The organism is Brachybacterium hainanense, assembly GCF_042434575.1.
Taxonomy (GTDB): domain Bacteria; phylum Actinomycetota; class Actinomycetes; order Actinomycetales; family Dermabacteraceae; genus Brachybacterium; species Brachybacterium hainanense.
Genome location: NZ_JBHLSV010000002.1, coordinates 22532 through 38031, shown reverse-complemented (window position 1 = coordinate 38031; position 15500 = coordinate 22532). Strand labels below are relative to the sequence as shown.

Below are 15500 nucleotides of genomic sequence, written 5' to 3'. Positions count from 1 at the left end.
TGGGGGTATGGGATACGACGGCGAGGATTTCTGGTACGAGGACGGCGGCGATGTCGTCCTCGCCGACCTGCCGCCCTCGCCGGAGGTCCTCGCGGAGCAGGACGCCACGCGCTCGCACGTGCGGCGGATCGACCGGGTGATCCAGGCGCTGCTCTGCTCGCCCGCGGTGCTCGGCATGCTCGCAGACCTCGCGGAGGCGCTCGAGGACGGGGCCTCGACGCCGCGCGCTGCGGAGGAAGGGGCGATCCACCAGCAGAGCGGGAGCCTCGAGGAAGCACTCGGGACCGTGGCCGCGCTCTCGCAGATGCGCACCGTCCTCGGCGCCGTCGAGGACGCGGCGATGCTCGAGGCCGCGGGCAGGATCGAGGAGGGGAACCGGGCGGTGGGGAAGACCGGGCGCCATGTGCACGACGGCGTGGGCACCCATCTCGCCTTTGCACGGCGGGAGAGCGTGCACCGGACGGAGAGGGACCTCGCCGCCGCGCGGCGCGTGGCCTCCTCGATGCCGCGCCTGGCGAACGCCAAGCACCGCGCCGTCCTTCCGGAGGCGGCGGTGGAGGCGATCGCGGGAGCCCTGAGCGGGCAGTCGTCGCAGATGTGCGCTCAGATCGACCAGGTGCTCGCCGCAGAGGGATACGCGAGCGTGGAAGGACGGGGAAGCACTGCTGTGCGGCACCGGGTGCGGGCGCTCGTCGACGCGCGGAGCGACCGGGCCGCCTCGGTCGCGCGGTGCGAGCGGGCGGCCCGCGACCGGCATGTCACGATCGTGCCGGTCGAGGACGGGATGGCCCGCCTGCACGCCTACCTCCCCGCCGTGACGGCCGCCCAGATCGACACCGTGCTGCAGTCCTCCGCGGAGTCCGCCCGCGCCGCCGGAGCGGGCACACCCCTGGGCGCCGGGCGCGCGGACGCGCTCGCCGAGGCCGTGCTCTTCTACCATGACGTGACCGCTTACCGGGTGGAGCCCGAGGACGCCGCCGATGAGACGACCTTCGCCGGCATGGCGATCGCGCGGGGCCTCGTGGGGCCGGACGGGATCGTGGCCCGGACCGTACGACCACCCCTGACGGCCGTCCGCACCGAAGGACCGCTTCCGCCCACCACGGCCGTGCCCGCTCCGGCCCCGACCCGTCCAACCGCACCCGCTCCGGATCCGACCTCCCGTGCCTCGGGCTCCCCGCCCGAGAGCTTCCCGCCCTTCGGGGAGGACGAGTTCATCGATGATGACCCGGGCATCCGGATCGGTGAGCCGGTCCTGCGGCCCTGCAGCACGCCCGGGGCCATGGCCCCGGGAGCCCGCGCGGCCTTCGAAGCGGTCCGTGCCGAGCATGCGACGGAGCGCCGGCACGGCGGCTTCGGCCCCATGGGATCCGCCCGCGGACCTGATCCTGCCGTCTGCTCTCCTGCCGCCTGCTCCGACCCGGACGTCACCCCCGAGCACACTGACCCGAGCCCCGATCTCGCCAGCACGGGCGGTTCCGGGCCGGGATCCGGCGGACAGGAGCGAGCCGGGACGCTGCGGCGACCCCGGAGGCGACCGCACGGGCCGCAGATGCAGGTGTGCGTCGCGATCACCGACACCGCGCTCCTCGGACCGGACGACCCGGTCGAGCAGGCGCATCTGTCCGGATACGGGATCCTGCCCGCCCACCTGATCCGCTCCGCGCCTTGCGGCCACCTGCCGGGACTCGCGCAGACCGCCGCGGAGGTCGAGGAGCAGGCTGCCCGGACCGCCGCGATCTCGATGCTGCGCCGCCTGTACCTGTACCCCGCCAGCGGCGAGCTGCAGGCCATGGACGCGCGAGCCCGCACCTTCCGAGGAACGTTCCGCGACCTCATCCTCGCCGTCGACCGCATCAGCCGCGAGCCCTACTCCCAGGCGGCCTCGACCCAGGTCGATCACGTCCATGACCACGCGGACGGCGGCGGGACGAGCATCGAGAACGCGCAGGGCCTCGACGCACGGGCGAATCTCGCCAAGAACGAGGGCCCCTGGCGCACCGTCCGCAGCGGCGACCCGACCACGCCCGTCGGGACCGGTGTCCGATGGATCAGCCCCCATCGGGTCCATGCATGGACCCGCACTGCGCGGGTCCGCGAACCTGGGCTGGACCGCCGCACGGACGAGGGGCCGCAGACCGGCTGACCTGCGTGGCAGCTGCGCGGCTGCCGACGCGTCGTCGCAGGCGCCCATCACCGCCCGCCACCGGTCAGAGCGCTGTGGACTCCCGCAGCAGGATCTCGCCGTGCATGCGGCGATCCCGCACCTGGTCCCGTCCTTCCTGGTCGCGCCCGTCCGGGTCCGGTCCTGTCTGGTCCGATCCTGTCTGGTCCCGTCCGGTCCGATCGGAGGAGTCCTCCGCCGCCCCGGTCTGCTCCGACAGGATCCAGGCGCTGACCTGCTCGGCCATCTCCTCGAGGGGGAGCGCGACCGTGGTCAGCACCGGCGAGGAATCATGCGCCCCGGGCACCCCGCCGAAGCCCGCGACCGCCACCTGCTCCGGGATCCGCAGGCCGTGCCTGCGCAGCTCGCCCAGGACGCCGAGGGCCATCACATCGGCCGGGGCGAAGACGCACAGCGGAAGACCGCCGGACGCCTCGGTGGCGGCCACGCCCTCCGGCGAGGCGAGATGCTCCGCGACCTGCGCGGCGAAGGCGTGCCCCCCGCTGCGGTTCAGGCCCGCCGTCCCGTACAGCTCGACCTCGATCCCCGCCTCGGCGAGACCCGCGAGGAAGCCGCCCGTGCGGTGCGCCGCAGTCGGGATCCCGCTGATGCCCTGCGGGACCGCGAAACGCCGATGCCCCTCGACGACCAGCGACGTCGCCAGCTCATGCGCGGTTGCCGCGTCCTCCGTGACGATGGTCCTCCCCACCCCCGGCGCTTGCCCCACGCACACCACGAGGCCTCCGTGGGCCTCGAAGCCCTGCAGCAGCTGCAGGATCGAGGAATCCGTATCGGCCCCGTACCGGTGCGAGCCGAACAGCACCAGCGCATCGACGCGCTGCGCGATGAGGGAGCGGATCGCTCGGATCTCCGTCTCCGGGTCGCGGTCGGTCTGGGTGAGGAGGACCTGGCTGTCGGAGGCGAAGATGCGCTGCTGCACCGCTCGGGCGAGGACGGCGAAGTACGGATCCGCGATGTCGTGCACCACCAGGCCGATGAGCCCCGAACGCGATCGCGCCAACGCCTGCGCCTGCGCATTCGTGACATAGCCGAGCTTCGCGGCCGAGGCGCGGACCTTCTCCGCGACCGCCCTGCCCGGGGTGCGCGCCGATCCGTTCAGGACCCGGGACGCCGTCGCGAGCGAGACGCCCGCGTCCTTCGCGACGTCGGAGAGTCGTACAGCCGGCATGATGCCCCCGATCCGGTAAGCGATGTCCAAGGAGACTCAGCATACGGCCGAGGCCTCGTCTCGGGGCGCGTGATCGAAAGGTTCACCGAAAGCCGCGTCGGCTCCGGGTGGAGGCTGCCGCGCCTACCCCTCGAGCCCCAGCCAGCTGCGCAGCGTCATCGCCTCGCGATCCAGCAGCTCCGGGTCATCCCCGGGCACGAACTCGAGCAGCGCGTCGTGGTCCTTGCCCTCGGCGGCGAGGATCCCGAAGGCCTCCGTCCACAGATCCTCGCGCTCCGCGAGCGCGAGGCGTTCGCCTCCGGGCCACCAGGAGAAGACGTGCACCGTGCTGACCTGGGCCAGTGCGGCGCGCAGGGTCGCGAGCGCCTCCTCCGTCGGCTGCGACTGATGCGGCTGCCAGTACGTCCACACCGCCTCGTGCCCGATCTCGGCGAGCAGCGCCAGGGTCGAGGAGATCTCGTCCGTGAGCGTCCCGCCATGGAACTCGAGGCCGAGGTCGATGCCCCGGGCGGCCGCGGCATCGGCGACCTTGCGGATCCGATGGACGATCTCCGCCCGCTCCTCGGGCGAGGTCGACGCGGACCCCGCCTCTCCCGCCCACACCCGGATGCGCGGCGCCCCGAGGGCCTCCGCGGACAGCAGCACGTCCCGCGCCTGCGCGGCCACCTCCACCTCCGGCCCGACGAAGCGCAGATACGAGCCGTAGGAGGCGACCTCGAGTCCCGCGGACTCCGTGAGGGCTCGCACTCGGCGGGCGGCATCGATGTCCCCGGCGGGGACGTGCACATCCCCGCCCCATTCGATGCAGGCGAGACCGGCGGCCGCGGCGCGCCGGACGACCTCGGCGGCGGCGAGCTCGCGGAACGTGACCGAGCACAGTCCAGGGCGGATCATTCGGAGGCCTCCTCAGCACGATGGAATGCGATGTCCCAGCTTACGCGGGCGTACCCTGAAGAGCATTCGGGCCCCTGCCCGGAGTGGTGCCCGGCCCGGTCAGAGAGGACCCCGTCATGCCCGATCAGCCCGTTCCTGCCCTGCCCGATGCTTCCTCCCTCAGCATCGCGGAGAAGGCCGCCCTCACCGGCGGCGCGGATTTCTGGAACCTGCACGGGGTTCCCTCCCACGGCCTTCCCGGCATCATGATGAGCGACGGCCCGCATGGCCTGCGCACCCAGCACGATGCGGCGGACAACCTGGGTCTGCACGATTCGGTCCCCGCGACCTGCTTCCCGCCGGCCGTGGGCCTCGCCGCGACCTGGAGCCGGGAGACCGCCGCCGCCGTGGCCCGGGCCATCGCCCAGGAGGCGCTCGCCGAGGGCGTCTCCGTGGTGCTCGGGCCCGGCATGAACATCAAGCGCTCTCCGCTGTGCGGGCGGAACTTCGAGTACTTCTCCGAGGACCCCCATCTGACCGGGGAGCTGGCGATCGCCTATGTCGATGCCCTGCAGGCCGCCGGGGTCGGCGCCTCCGTGAAGCACTTCGCGCTCAACAACCAGGAGACCGACCGCATGCGCGTGGACGTGCAGGTCGAGGACCGGGCGCTGCACGAGATCTATCTGCGCGCCTTCCGCTCCGTGGTGACCCGCTCCCAGCCGTGGACGCTCATGCACTCCTACAACTCCGTCCGGGGAACGACGGTCGCGGAGAACCGCTTCCTGCTCACGGAGGTGCTCCGCGAGCGCTGGGGCTTCGAGGGCCTCGTCGTCTCGGACTGGGGCGCGATCGTGGACCGGCCCGCCGCGGTCGCCGCGGGCGCGGACCTGCAGATGCCCGCCGCTCCCGCCGGCCAGGCCGCCGTCGAGGCCGCTGCGGAGTCGGGGACCCTGGATCCTGCCGCGCTGGACCGGGCGGCGACGAAGGTCCTCGACCTGATCGGCAGGGGCCTGGCCCACCGGGACCCCGCGGCCGCCTATGACGTCGCCACCCATCACGCCGTCGCCCTCGAGGCCGCACGGCGCGCGATCGTCCTGCTCGAGAACGACGGCATCCTGCCGCTCTCCGAGGATGCCGCCGGCCTCGCGGTCATCGGTGACTTCGCGCAGACCCCGCGCTACCAGGGCGCGGGCTCCTCGCATGTCAATCCGACCCGGCTCAGCAGCGCCCTCGATGCGATCCGGGACATCGTCGGGGACGTCCCCTTCGCCCGCGGCTTCGTGCCCGGCTCCGAGGCGGATGCCGAGGCTCTGCGGGAGGAGGCGCTCGATCTGGCCCGCGGCGCCGGCACCGTGCTGCTGTTCCTGGGCCTGGGGGAGGACGTGGAGTCCGAGGGCTACGACCGCACCGACATGGACCTGCCCGCCGCGCAGGAACGGCTTCTGCAGGACGTGATCGACGTCAGCGACCGCGTCGTGGTGGTGCTCTCGAACGGATCCGCGATCCGTCTCAGCCCGCAGCTGCGCTCCGCCTCCGCCGTGCTGGAGGCCTGGCTGCTCGGACAGGCGGGAGGGGAGGCGACCGCGGACATCCTCTTCGGCCGCGTCAACCCCTCCGGCAAGCTCGCCGAGACGCTCCCGCTGCGCCTCGAGGACACCCCCTCCTACCTGCACTTCCCCGGGGAGAGCTCACGCGTGCACTACGGGGAGGGGCTGTTCGTCGGGTATCGCGGCTTCGACGCGCTGGGAACGGAGGTCGCCTACCCCTTCGGATACGGCCTCAGCTACACGACCTTCGCGTACGCGGACCTCGCCGTCGCCGCGGAGGCCGACGGCCTCGCCCTCGAGGTCACCGTCACCAACACCGGGTCGCGCGCGGGCCGCGAGGTGGTCCAGGCCTACGTCTCCGTCCCGTCCTCGCGCCTGGTCCGTGCCCCGCGGGAGCTGAAGGGCTTCGGGGACGTGGAGCTCGAACCGGGGGCCAGCGCACGGCTGCGCATCGCGATCCCCGGGACCGAGCTGCAGCACTGGGACGTCCGGGCCGACGACTGGGCGGTCGAGGCCGGCACCTATCGCGTCGAGGTGGGCGCCAGCAGCCGCGATCTGCGCTGTCGAGCCGAGGTCGAGCTCGCCGGGGACGAGCGGGCGCACCCGGCGACCATGTCCACGACCGTCGGCGAGCTGCTGGCGCTGCCCGGCGGCGCCGAGGCGATCGGCACCCTCCTCGCCGCGGGCGCCCCGGAGGGCGAGGAGGGTGCCGGAGGGCTCTTCGACGATCCGGAGATGCGGAAGATGGCCGAGCAGATCCCGGTGGGCCGCTTCGTGAGCCTCGTGGGCATCGCGCCCGAGCAGATCCAGCAGCTGCTGGATCACATCAACGGCTGCTGAGCCCGCCGATCCCGTGGCGGACGGGGAACGTCGGGTTCTCCGTCCCGCCCGGGACGTCCGTCTCGGAGGCGCGGACCGCCTCCATCGAGGCCGGGATCTCGAAGGGCAGGGTGCCGCGCGGAGGCACGGCGCCGCTGAGCGCGTCCACGAGCGCTTCCGAGCTCGAGCCGTAGGTGGCCACGAGCACGGAGGCGATCTCGGTGAGCGGGGCCAGGATCGCCGGGCGCAGCAGCTTCGCATCCACGAGGACGGGGCAGTGCTGTGCGATCGCGGCGATGCGGGAGAGCAGGCCCGGGCGGTACTCGAGGCTGCCCTGGTGGAAGAACGGCTCGAGGAACAGGTCCGCGCGCGGCTCGAAGGGCTCCTCGAGGCGGATGATCGCGAGATCGGCCTCCTGCGGGCTCGCGACCACCGTGCCGAGCCGGGCCGCGGCGTTCTCGGCGAGGCCCCACACGAAGACCTTCCGGTCGGTGCCGCGCAGCGGCAGCAGGCCCTCGCGGTCCTGCAGCACCGTCGTCGAGGCCGCCTGCGCCTCCCGGCCCGCGGCGACCAGCTCGGGAGCCCCGACGACCTCCTCGGCGGCGTCCTCGTCGACGAAAGGGTCCTCGAACAGGCCCAGCTGGAACTTCACCCGCAGCAGGCGGCGCGCGGACTCGTCGATCCGGGACTCCGCGATGCGGCCCTCGTGCACGAGGGCCACGATCGCCTCGGGGCATTCCTCGCCCCCGAACTGGTCCACGCCCGCCTCGATCGCCTTCACGATCCGGTCCTCCAGGTTCAGATGCTCGACGCCCCAGGCGCGGGCCGGCAGCGGCAGGCCCATCGCGACGGTGTCGGTGAGCAGGCCCCAGTCGGAGCAGATCACGCCGTCGAAGCCGAGCTCCTCGCGGAGGATCCCGGTGAGCACCTGACGGTTGAAGCCGAAGCCGACCTCCTCGATCTCCTCACCGTGCCGGACCAGGCCCACCGGCATGCCGTAGTAGGGCATGAGCGCGCTGACGCCACGGGCGATCGCCGCGCGAAAGGGCTCGAGGTGCAGCTCGAACCGCCCGCCCGGGTAGACCTGCTCGCGGCCGTAGGGGAAGTGCGGATCCTCGCCGTCCTTCTGCGGGCCGCCGCCGGGGAAGTGCTTGGCCATGCAGGCCACCGAGTCCGGGCCCAGCTCGCCGCTGATCTGGAAGCCGTCGAGGTAGGCCTCGGCCACGCGGGAGACGCGCTCGGCATCGGGACCGAAGGTGTGGAACTGGCGGCCCCAGCGGGGCTCGGTCGCGAGATCGATCTGCGGGTGCAGGGCGGCGTGGATGCCGACGGCCCGGTACTCGCGTCGCGCCGCATCGGCGAAGCGGCGCACGCCCTCCGGATCGTCGAGCGCCCCCAGCCCCAGCGGCTCCGGCCAGGCGGACATGGACCCGGCGGAGAAGGCGGCGCCGCTGTTCTCCGCGAAGGAGTGGCGCGGATCCGTCGAGACGGTGACAGGGATCGAGAAGCGGCCGCGGGCCGCGAGCTCCTGCAGACGGTTGGACCAGCGGGCGGCGAGGCGGGCCGTGCCCGGCAGGGCGTGGACGTTGGCATGGGTGATGCCGCGGGCGAGGACCATGTCCTCGGTGCTCATCGTCGCGACCGCGCCGGAGCCGTCTGCGAGCTCGCCCTCGGGCGTGGTCTCGATGATCGAGTGGAACATGAGCCCGACCTTCTCCTCGAGGCTGAGCCGGGAGGTGAGGTCCGCGGCGCGCTCATCGGGGGAGCGGCGGGGGTCCTCGAACGGCGCCATCGCCCCGTCATGGTCGAGGTCGCGGAAGACGGTCCCATCCTCGGCGGTGAGGGTGATCGGGGCGGGCTTCGTGGTCATGGGGCCTCCTTCGGCGCGGCACGCGGACGCGCTCAGCGTAGACCCCGCGGAGCCCGGGCGCAGGGACGGCGAGAGAAAAACCACCGGGCGGTGGTTTCTTTCCGGCGCGACCTCAGGTGCGCTTCCAGTAGGCGAGCGCATGCACCTGCTCCTTCGGCACCCCCAGGCGCCGGCGCAGGGCGGAGCCGATGCGGCGCGTCGGCGCGCTCTCCAGGCTCACGAAGAAGGAGGTGCCCTCCGGGGCCGATGCCGCCGCCGCGAGCGCGGCCTCTTCGATGCTGCCGTCCCGGTCGAACCAGGTCACCGGCGCGTCGGCTCGTCGAGGGAGCGGCAGGACCTGCTCGTCGTCGGCATAGCCGCGCTCGAGCAGGACGGTCGCCGGGATCTCCGGGACGCGGCGCAGGGTGTCCGCGATCGCGGGCACCGAGGCGCCGTCGCCCACCATGAGCAGATGCGGGGGATCCGAGGCGACCGGGCTGCGCGAGTTCAGGATGCTCGCGTCGATCTCGTCGCCGATGCGGGCTCCGCGCGCCCAGTCCGAGGCGATCCCCGCGTGCAGGTAGAACTCGATCCAGGCGGTGCCGGAGGCCGGTGCCGGGTCCACGAGGGTGTAGCCGCGCTGGTGCCCGCGGCCGTCCGGTCCGGCGAACCACAGGCGCAGCCAGTAGGTGGGGTACACCGCTTCGCGCTGCAGCAGATCGCCGAGGGTGACCTGCAGACGCAGGAAGTGCTCGCTCACCTCCTGGCGATCGCTGATGCGCAGGCGCAGGTCCTGCGCCCTCCATGCCTTCATGATCGCGCCGTTCAGGCCCCGCCGGGGAGCGCTGATGCGCGGAGCGAGGGTGGGGTCGGGTGTCATGGGCGGCTCCCGGTGGTGGTGGAGGCCGGCGGCTGGGGCCGGACGCGGATGCGACGATCGGATGCGACGATCCGCGATGGAGATGAGGTAAGCCTAACCATACTGCATGACGGTGCCGTGGTGTCGAACCGGGCGTCGCGGGAGGGGATCCGCTAGATTCATCCGATGACCGTCGCGTCCGCTCCCCGCCCGAGCATCCTGCTCATCCTCTCCGACGACCACGGCTACGGCGACCGCTCCCTGCGGGGCAGCGCCGATGCCCGCACCCCGCACCTGGACCGGCTCGCCCGCAGCGGCATGTCCTTCGAGAACGGCTACGTCAGCGCCCCCATCTGCTCGCCCTCGCGGGCCGGGCTGATCGCCGGTGCGCATCAGCAGCGCTGGGGCGCCCGCTGGTTCGACACCTCCGCCTTCCCGCCCGCCGACCGCCCCGTCATGCCGGAGATCCTCGGCGCGGCCGGGTATCGCACCGGCTACTTCGGCAAGGTCCACTACGGGCCCGAGCGCCCCGGGGACCGCGCCTGCCCCGACCGCCACGGCTTCGACACCAGCCTGTACGGGCTCGCCGGGCAGTCCTTCGGACGCCTGCACTACCTGCAGCACTCGGCCGACGCCGTGCGCGAGCGCGGCGAGGAGGCATCGCGGGTGCACGGCGTGCAGCCCCTCTATCAGGACGGCGTCGAGGTCGACGTGACCGGCCATCTCACCGTGACGCTCGCGGACCGCGCGATCGACTTCATGGGCCCGGGCGACGGCTCGCGCACCCCGCAGGAGGATCCCTTCTTCTGCATGGTCGCCTTCAACGCCGTGCACAACTTCGCCTGGCAGCTGCCCCAGGACGAGCTCGACGCGCGAGCCCTGCCCGCCCACGACGACTTCGATCCGCAGCTCGCGACCTACGCCGACTGGTACGACGGCGCGATCTCTCCGCACCTCGAGAACGGCCGCGCCTACTATCTCGCCCAGCTCGAGATCATGGACCGCGAGATCGGGCGGATGCTCGACCACCTCGAGGCGACCGGCCGGCGCGAGAGCACCCTGGTCGTCTACCTCACCGACAACGGCGGCTCCACCTGCAACTACGGCGACAACACCCCGCTGGACGGCACCAAGTACAGCCTCTACGAGGGCGGCGTCCGCGTCCCGTACCTGGTGTCCTGGCCCGGGACGGTCCCCGCCGGGCAGAGCTCGGAGGCGCTGGTCTCCTCCCTCGACCTGCTGCCGACCTTCGCGGCGCTCGCGGGCGCCGAGCTCCCCGCGGAGCACCCCGTCGACGGCCGCGACCTGCGGCCGCTGTGGGAGGACCCCGCGGCACCGGGCCATGCGGCCCTCCACTTCGACACCGGCTTCCAGTGGGCCGTCCGCACCCCGCGGTGGAAGCTGCGCTGGGTCGCGCCGGACACCCCGTACCGAGCCGGGCTGCGGGACGTCGAGCACACCGACATCGGCTCCGGGCTCAGCCTCGTGCCGATCGGCGAGAGCTCCGACGAATCCGCGGCGGCCGATGTCTCGGTCGCGCACCCCGAGGCCGTCGCCGAGCTGCGCGCCCTCCATGAGGCGTGGGAGGCGCAGATGGTGCAGGCGGGCTGAGCGCGCCCCGCCTCACCGCCCCAGGAGCTGCCCCATCGGCACGAAGTCGGCGAACTCGGCATCGAGCCCCGGGGCCTGGACCGCGGGTGCCGCCTGCGGGGCGGGCGCGCGGTCGCCGAGCAGCCTGGCGAGCTCGGCGGCGGCGCGGTCGGCGCGGGCGCTGAGCGGGGCGTCGGCCCCCTCCCCGGCCTCGGCGGCGCCGAAGTCGGAGCTCGCGGCGAAGACGGCGGTGGGGACGACCTCCGCTCTCAGGTAGGCGAAGATCGGCCGGATCGCGTACTCGAGGGCGAGGGAGTGGCGAGCGGTGCCGGCGGTCGCCCCGAGCATCACCGGGAGGTCCTTCCAGAGGTCCGGGTCGACGGCGTCGAGGAAGGACTTGAACAGGCCCGAGGCGGCCGTGTTGAAGATCGGCGTGACCGCGATGACGGCGTCGGCCGCACGCAGCTCGGCGAGCACCTGGCCCATGCGCTCCCCGGGGAAGCGGGTGAGCATGAGATCGAGGATCTCATGGGCGATCTCGCGCAGCTCCACGGTGCGGACCTCGACCGTCCGCCCCTCCGCCTCGAGCCTGCGGCGTGCCGCGCCGGCCAGCTGATCGGCGAGCATGCGGGTGGAGCTGGGGGTGGACATGCCGGCGCTCAGCACCAGCAGGCGGGTGGGGGAGGAGGTGGTCATCTCAGGCATCCTTCCGGTCCTCGGCGCGCAGACCGGTCCAGTTGTCGCCGGTCTCGAACCGGTAGGCGGCGTCGAAGGCGCCGCGCTCGGCCTCCGCCTTCGCCACGAGGGAGGCGTGGGTGGGGGCATCGGGCACATCGGCCGGACGGCGGGCGTCCAGCTCGCGGCGCAGCACGGGGACGACCTCGGTGCCCAGCAGCTCGATCTGCTCGAGGACGGTCGTGCGGGGCAGGCCCGCATGGTCGAGCAGGAACAGCTGGCGCTGGTAGTCGCCGACGTGGTCGGCCATCGTCAGATAGCGCTCCACGACCTGCTCCGGGGAGCCGACCACGAGCGGGGTCTGCCGGGTGAAGTCCTCCATCGAGGGGCCGCCGCCGTAGACGGGGGCGTGGTCGAAGTAGGGGCGGAACTCGCGCACCGCGTCCTGGGAGCTCCTGCGCATGAACGCCTGCCCGCCGAGGCCCACGATCGCCTGGTCCGCGCGGCCGTGGCCGTAGTGCTCGAAGCGCTGGCGGTACAGCTGGACCATCTGCTTCGTGTGGGAGATGGGCCAGAAGATGTTGTTGTGGAAGAAGCCGTCGCCGTAGAAGGCGGCCTGCTCGGCGATCTGCGGGGAGCGGATCGAGCCGTGCCACACGAAGGGGGCGACGCCGTCGAGCGGGCGCGGGGTCGAGGTGAACTGCTGCAGCGGGGTGCGGAACTCGCCCTCCCAGTCCACGACGTCCTCGCGCCACAGGCGGTGCAGCAGCTCGTAGTTCTCGACCGCGAGCTCGATGCCCTTGCGGATGTCCTTGCCGAACCACGGGTAGACGGGGCCGGTGTTGCCGCGGCCCATCACGAGGTCCACGCGCCCGCCGGTGAGGTGCTGGAGCATCGCGTAGTCCTCGGCGATCTTCACCGGGTCGTTGGTGGTGATCAGCGTCGTCGCGGTGGACAGGATGATGTCCTGCGTCTTCGCGCCGATGTAGGCGAGGGTCGTGGTGGGGGAGGAGGTCACGAACGGCGGGTTGTGGTGCTCGCCCAGCGCGAACACGTCCAGGCCCACCTGTTCCGCGAGCAGGGCCTCCTCGACCATGAGCTCGAGACGCTCGTGCTCGGTGGGGATCCTCCCGGTGGTCGGATCCGGGGTGATGTCGGCGATGGTGAAGATTCCGAACTGCATGAGGCTCCCTTTCCGGGCGTCGAGGTGGCGACGGGAGGACGCTGGTGCGTCCCGGCTCCGCGATAGTTCAAGATTAAACTAGTTGCGGCGCGTGCGCAAGCGCGGGGCTGTGCGGGGTGGTCCGGGTCGCAGGCTCAGCCCGAGATCTCGTAGCCCGCGGCCGTCCAGGTGTTGCAGTGGGAGAGGTCCCCGCGCGACTCCAGTCCCGTGCGCAGCCAGCGGATCGAGGCTGAGGGCGGGAGCGTGCGCGGCTCCTCCCCGCGGGTCCACGAGCTTTCGTCCAGCAGTCGTGCGCGCAGCGTCGTGGACGGTCGCAGCTCCTCCGGCAGCTGGACGGAGGACGCGGCCGAGACGCACAGCAGCTGCAGGTTGGTGCGCCGATAGGTGTCGCGCAGCTCGGGGTCGGAGTCCTCGTGCGCGGTCTGGAGATGCGTCATGTACAGCACGAGGGAGGACTGCCAGGCCATCGTCCGCGTCATCTGCACGCCGATGTCCCACAGATAGGCCCCCGCGAGATCCGATGCCGGGAGCTCCCCGCCGATCACGGCGCGCGCGAAGCTCCCGGCGCCGACGGGCCAGTACAAGGTCTCGTCGAGGTCGCACATCGTCGGCCGGGTCTGGGTGAACTCCGAGGAGTCGCAGCCGTGGCCCGGCGGCAGCTCCGGCCAGACGAACACGACGACGCGCGGCGTCGCCCACGGCAGGTTCCGGTCGCTCATGGCCGGGGCCCAGCTCCGGGCGTAGCAGTCCACACCGGCCTGCAGGAACGTCTGCAGCTGCTCCGGGGTCGAGTCGACGGCGACCTCCGGGAGGGTGCAGGGGCCGGTGGCCGGGAGCCTCCCCTGGGTCAGCGGATTCGCGGCGAGCACCGTCCGCAGCTCTTCCGGGCTGCGCGTGTTCTCCTCATCGGGGCGGATCACCTCGAAGGCGGCGGCCGCGGACGACGAGGGCGAGGACGCCGTCGTGGACGGAGGCGCGGGAGAGCCCGGCCCGGGCCGCAGGACGAGATAGCCGATCCCGCCCGCGATCACGAGGACCAGCAGCATCACGCAGCCCGCCGCCCCCGCGAGCAGGGGAAGCGCGCGTCGGGCGGAGCGGGTCGGCGAGGTCATCGGCTCAGCGGTCGATGTCCGCCGGGTCCGCCACCCACGTGTTGCAGGCCGACATGTCGCCCTGGCTGTCGATCCCGATCCGGGTCCAGCGCACGGTCGCCGCCGGCGGGACCGAGCGCGGGTCCTCGCCCAGCTCCCAGGTGGACTCGTCCAGCAGGATCTCCTGCAGCGCGGGGGAGGGCCGCGCCCCCTCGGGCAGCTGCATGGCCGTCGCCGCGGAGAGGCAGCGCATCTGCAGGTTGAACCGCCGGTAGCTGTCGCGGAACTCCGGATCCGACTCCTCGAACTCGTCCTGGTAGAAGTTCATGTAGACCGCGATGGAGGACTGCCAGGTCACGGTGTTCATGAGCTGGTAGGACAGATCCATCAGGTATGCCTCGCCCAGCTGCTCCGGTGCGGCGAGCGGTGCGAAGCGCCCGGCGCCCAGCGGCCAGTAGAGGATGTTGTCCAGGTTGCACATGCGCGGCGCATTCTGGCTGAAGGTGCTGGCATCGCAGTCCGAGGACGCCGGGACGTCCGGCCAGGTGAAGACCACCACCGTCGGGGTCTGCCAGGGGAGGTTCTCGGCGGCCAGCACCGGTGCCCAGGTGCCGCCCAGGCAGCCCGTCCCCGCGGTGAGGAAGGCCTGCAGCTCCTCCGCGGAGGGATCCGCCGCGAGCGTCGGCAGGGTGCATTCGCCGATGGGGGGATACGAGCCGCGTGTCAGCGGGCTGCCCGCGAGGATCTCGCGGATCTCCTCGGGGCTGCGCGTGTTCTCGTCGTAGGGAGCCACGGGGGTGAAGGGGACGACCTCGGAGCCGCTCGGGGTGGGCGCCTCGGTCGGAGGGGCCGTCGCTGTCGTCGGGCCGGCCGTGGGGTCGTCGCTGCGCAGGGTGCTGTAGGCGAGATAGCCGAGGCCGCCGAGCACGCCCACGAACAGCAGCAGCACGCATCCGACCGCCACGAGGATCAGCGCCCACGGCCGCTTCCGCTGCGGCGGCGCGGGCGGCCCCGGCGGGGCGTAGGCGTGCGCCTGCGGATCCTGTCCCGGGGCGGGCTGCCACTGCGGTGGCTGCTGCGAGGGGTTCCCCTGCGGTCCCTGCGACATGGCGATTTCCTTGCGTCCGGCCGACGGGTGGTCACCGGAAGGATAACCGGCGGCGCCCGGCCCGGGGGCGGTCGTGGGTCAGCGGGGGGTCCTCAGGAGCTCGCGGTCATAGCCCTCCTGGGCGTCCTCGACCTCGGGGAGGTTCGCGGTCGCCCAGCCGAGCAGGCCGTCGAGGGGGCCGATGAGGCTGCGGCCCAGCGCGGTGAGCTCGTAGACGACCCGGGGCGGGACCTCCGGGTGCACGGTCCGCGTCACGAGGCCGTCGCGCTCGAGCGCGCGCAGGGTCTGGGTGAGCATCTTCTGGCTGACCCCGTCGATCCGCCGACGGATCTCCGAGAAGCGTCGCGGCCCCTCGCGCAGGGTGAGGATCACGAGGACGGTCCAGCGGTCGCCGATCCGGTCCAGGAGTCGACGGGACGGGCATCCGCGCTGGTAGGGGTCGGGTTCGGTGCTGCGCATGAGGGCCTCCGCGAGCGGTGCGAGGTGGTTACCGGAAAGTGCCTGCTTCCCAATGGAGAGCGGGTCTCCTATGGTAACCATTGCGCTGCGAACG

Annotated in this window: 12 protein-coding genes; 3 read left to right on the top strand and 9 right to left on the bottom strand. The window is 72.6% G+C overall.

Annotation, left to right across the window (positions count from 1 at the left end):
- The first annotated feature begins 7 nt into the window (after positions 1-7).
- Positions 8-2146: a hypothetical protein gene (locus ACFFF6_RS01680; protein ID WP_376977620.1), complete on the top strand. Its 2139-nt coding sequence runs from the start codon at positions 8-10 to the stop codon at positions 2144-2146.
- A 64-nt stretch (positions 2147-2210) separates the two neighbouring features.
- Here ACFFF6_RS01680 and ACFFF6_RS01675 read toward each other — a convergent pair whose 3' ends face one another.
- Together ACFFF6_RS01675 and ACFFF6_RS01670 are read right to left on the bottom strand one after the other, a co-directional pair.
- Entirely contained in the window at positions 2211-3383 is a 1173-nt protein-coding gene (locus ACFFF6_RS01675) for a LacI family DNA-binding transcriptional regulator (protein ID WP_376977618.1), read from the bottom strand.
- A 93-nt stretch (positions 3384-3476) separates the two neighbouring features.
- Positions 3477-4247, bottom strand: a complete 771-nt coding sequence (locus ACFFF6_RS01670) for a sugar phosphate isomerase/epimerase family protein (RefSeq protein ID WP_376977616.1) — start codon at positions 4245-4247, stop codon at positions 3477-3479.
- Positions 4248-4363: 116 nt separating this feature from the next.
- Between ACFFF6_RS01670 and ACFFF6_RS01665 the strand changes: the two genes are divergently transcribed.
- Positions 4364-6613 (top strand): glycoside hydrolase family 3 C-terminal domain-containing protein, encoded by a 2250-nt coding sequence (locus ACFFF6_RS01665; RefSeq protein ID WP_376977614.1) that lies wholly within the window; start codon positions 4364-4366, stop codon positions 6611-6613.
- Here ACFFF6_RS01665 and ACFFF6_RS01660 read toward each other — a convergent pair.
- Both ACFFF6_RS01660 and ACFFF6_RS01655 read right to left on the bottom strand, forming a co-directional pair.
- Positions 6600-8462, bottom strand: a complete 1863-nt coding sequence (locus tag ACFFF6_RS01660) for a glycoside hydrolase family 3 protein (RefSeq protein ID WP_376977612.1) — start codon at positions 8460-8462, stop codon at positions 6600-6602. The two genes, ACFFF6_RS01665 and ACFFF6_RS01660, sit on opposite strands and share 14 nt — an antisense overlap.
- Positions 8463-8574: 112 nt before the next feature.
- Positions 8575-9321, bottom strand: coding sequence for a siderophore-interacting protein (locus tag ACFFF6_RS01655; RefSeq protein ID WP_376977610.1), 747 nt, complete (start codon positions 9319-9321; stop codon positions 8575-8577).
- 165 nt (positions 9322-9486) lie between these two features.
- Between ACFFF6_RS01655 and ACFFF6_RS01650 the strand changes: the two genes are divergently transcribed.
- Positions 9487-10911, top strand: coding sequence for a sulfatase family protein (locus ACFFF6_RS01650; protein ID WP_376977608.1), 1425 nt, complete (start codon positions 9487-9489; stop codon positions 10909-10911).
- Between the two features lie 12 nt (positions 10912-10923).
- On the opposite strand, the gene ACFFF6_RS01645 is transcribed toward ACFFF6_RS01650, so the two are convergent.
- From ACFFF6_RS01645 to ACFFF6_RS01625, 5 genes are all read right to left on the bottom strand, one after another.
- Positions 10924-11586 carry a CE1759 family FMN reductase gene (locus ACFFF6_RS01645; RefSeq protein ID WP_376977606.1) on the bottom strand — a complete coding sequence of 221 codons (663 nt, stop codon included), beginning with the start codon at positions 11584-11586 and terminating at the stop codon, positions 10924-10926.
- Between the two features lies 1 nt (position 11587).
- Positions 11588-12748 (bottom strand): LLM class flavin-dependent oxidoreductase, encoded by a 1161-nt coding sequence (locus ACFFF6_RS01640; protein ID WP_376977604.1) that lies wholly within the window; start codon positions 12746-12748, stop codon positions 11588-11590.
- A 134-nt stretch (positions 12749-12882) separates the two neighbouring features.
- On the bottom strand, positions 12883-13860 hold the full coding sequence (locus ACFFF6_RS01635; RefSeq protein WP_376977603.1) for a hypothetical protein: 978 nt from the start codon (positions 13858-13860) through the stop codon (positions 12883-12885).
- A 4-nt stretch (positions 13861-13864) separates the two neighbouring features.
- Positions 13865-14947: a hypothetical protein gene (locus ACFFF6_RS01630; RefSeq protein ID WP_376977601.1), complete on the bottom strand. Its 1083-nt coding sequence runs from the start codon at positions 14945-14947 to the stop codon at positions 13865-13867.
- Positions 14948-15025: 78 nt separating this feature from the next.
- On the bottom strand, positions 15026-15406 hold the full coding sequence (locus ACFFF6_RS01625) for a winged helix-turn-helix transcriptional regulator (RefSeq protein ID WP_376977600.1): 381 nt from the start codon (positions 15404-15406) through the stop codon (positions 15026-15028).
- Positions 15407-15500 lie beyond the last annotated feature (94 nt).

What these genes read in the sequence shown, in the direction of transcription:
- ACFFF6_RS01680 (WP_376977620.1), top strand. Translation starts at nt 8, where the DNA reads ATGGGATACGACGGCGAGGATTTCTGGTACGAGGACGGCGGCGATGTC.
- ACFFF6_RS01670 (WP_376977616.1), bottom strand. Translation starts at nt 4,247, where the DNA reads ATGATCCGCCCTGGACTGTGCTCGGTCACGTTCCGCGAGCTCGCCGCC.
- ACFFF6_RS01665 (WP_376977614.1), top strand. Translation starts at nt 4,364, where the DNA reads ATGCCCGATCAGCCCGTTCCTGCCCTGCCCGATGCTTCCTCCCTCAGC.
- ACFFF6_RS01660 (WP_376977612.1), bottom strand. Translation starts at nt 8,462, where the DNA reads ATGACCACGAAGCCCGCCCCGATCACCCTCACCGCCGAGGATGGGACC.
- ACFFF6_RS01655 (WP_376977610.1), bottom strand. Translation starts at nt 9,321, where the DNA reads ATGACACCCGACCCCACCCTCGCTCCGCGCATCAGCGCTCCCCGGCGG.
- ACFFF6_RS01650 (WP_376977608.1), top strand. Translation starts at nt 9,487, where the DNA reads ATGACCGTCGCGTCCGCTCCCCGCCCGAGCATCCTGCTCATCCTCTCC.
- ACFFF6_RS01645 (WP_376977606.1), bottom strand. Translation starts at nt 11,586, where the DNA reads ATGACCACCTCCTCCCCCACCCGCCTGCTGGTGCTGAGCGCCGGCATG.
- ACFFF6_RS01640 (WP_376977604.1), bottom strand. Translation starts at nt 12,748, where the DNA reads ATGCAGTTCGGAATCTTCACCATCGCCGACATCACCCCGGATCCGACC.
- ACFFF6_RS01635 (WP_376977603.1), bottom strand. Translation starts at nt 13,860, where the DNA reads ATGACCTCGCCGACCCGCTCCGCCCGACGCGCGCTTCCCCTGCTCGCG.
- ACFFF6_RS01630 (WP_376977601.1), bottom strand. Translation starts at nt 14,947, where the DNA reads ATGTCGCAGGGACCGCAGGGGAACCCCTCGCAGCAGCCACCGCAGTGG.
- ACFFF6_RS01625 (WP_376977600.1), bottom strand. Translation starts at nt 15,406, where the DNA reads ATGCGCAGCACCGAACCCGACCCCTACCAGCGCGGATGCCCGTCCCGT.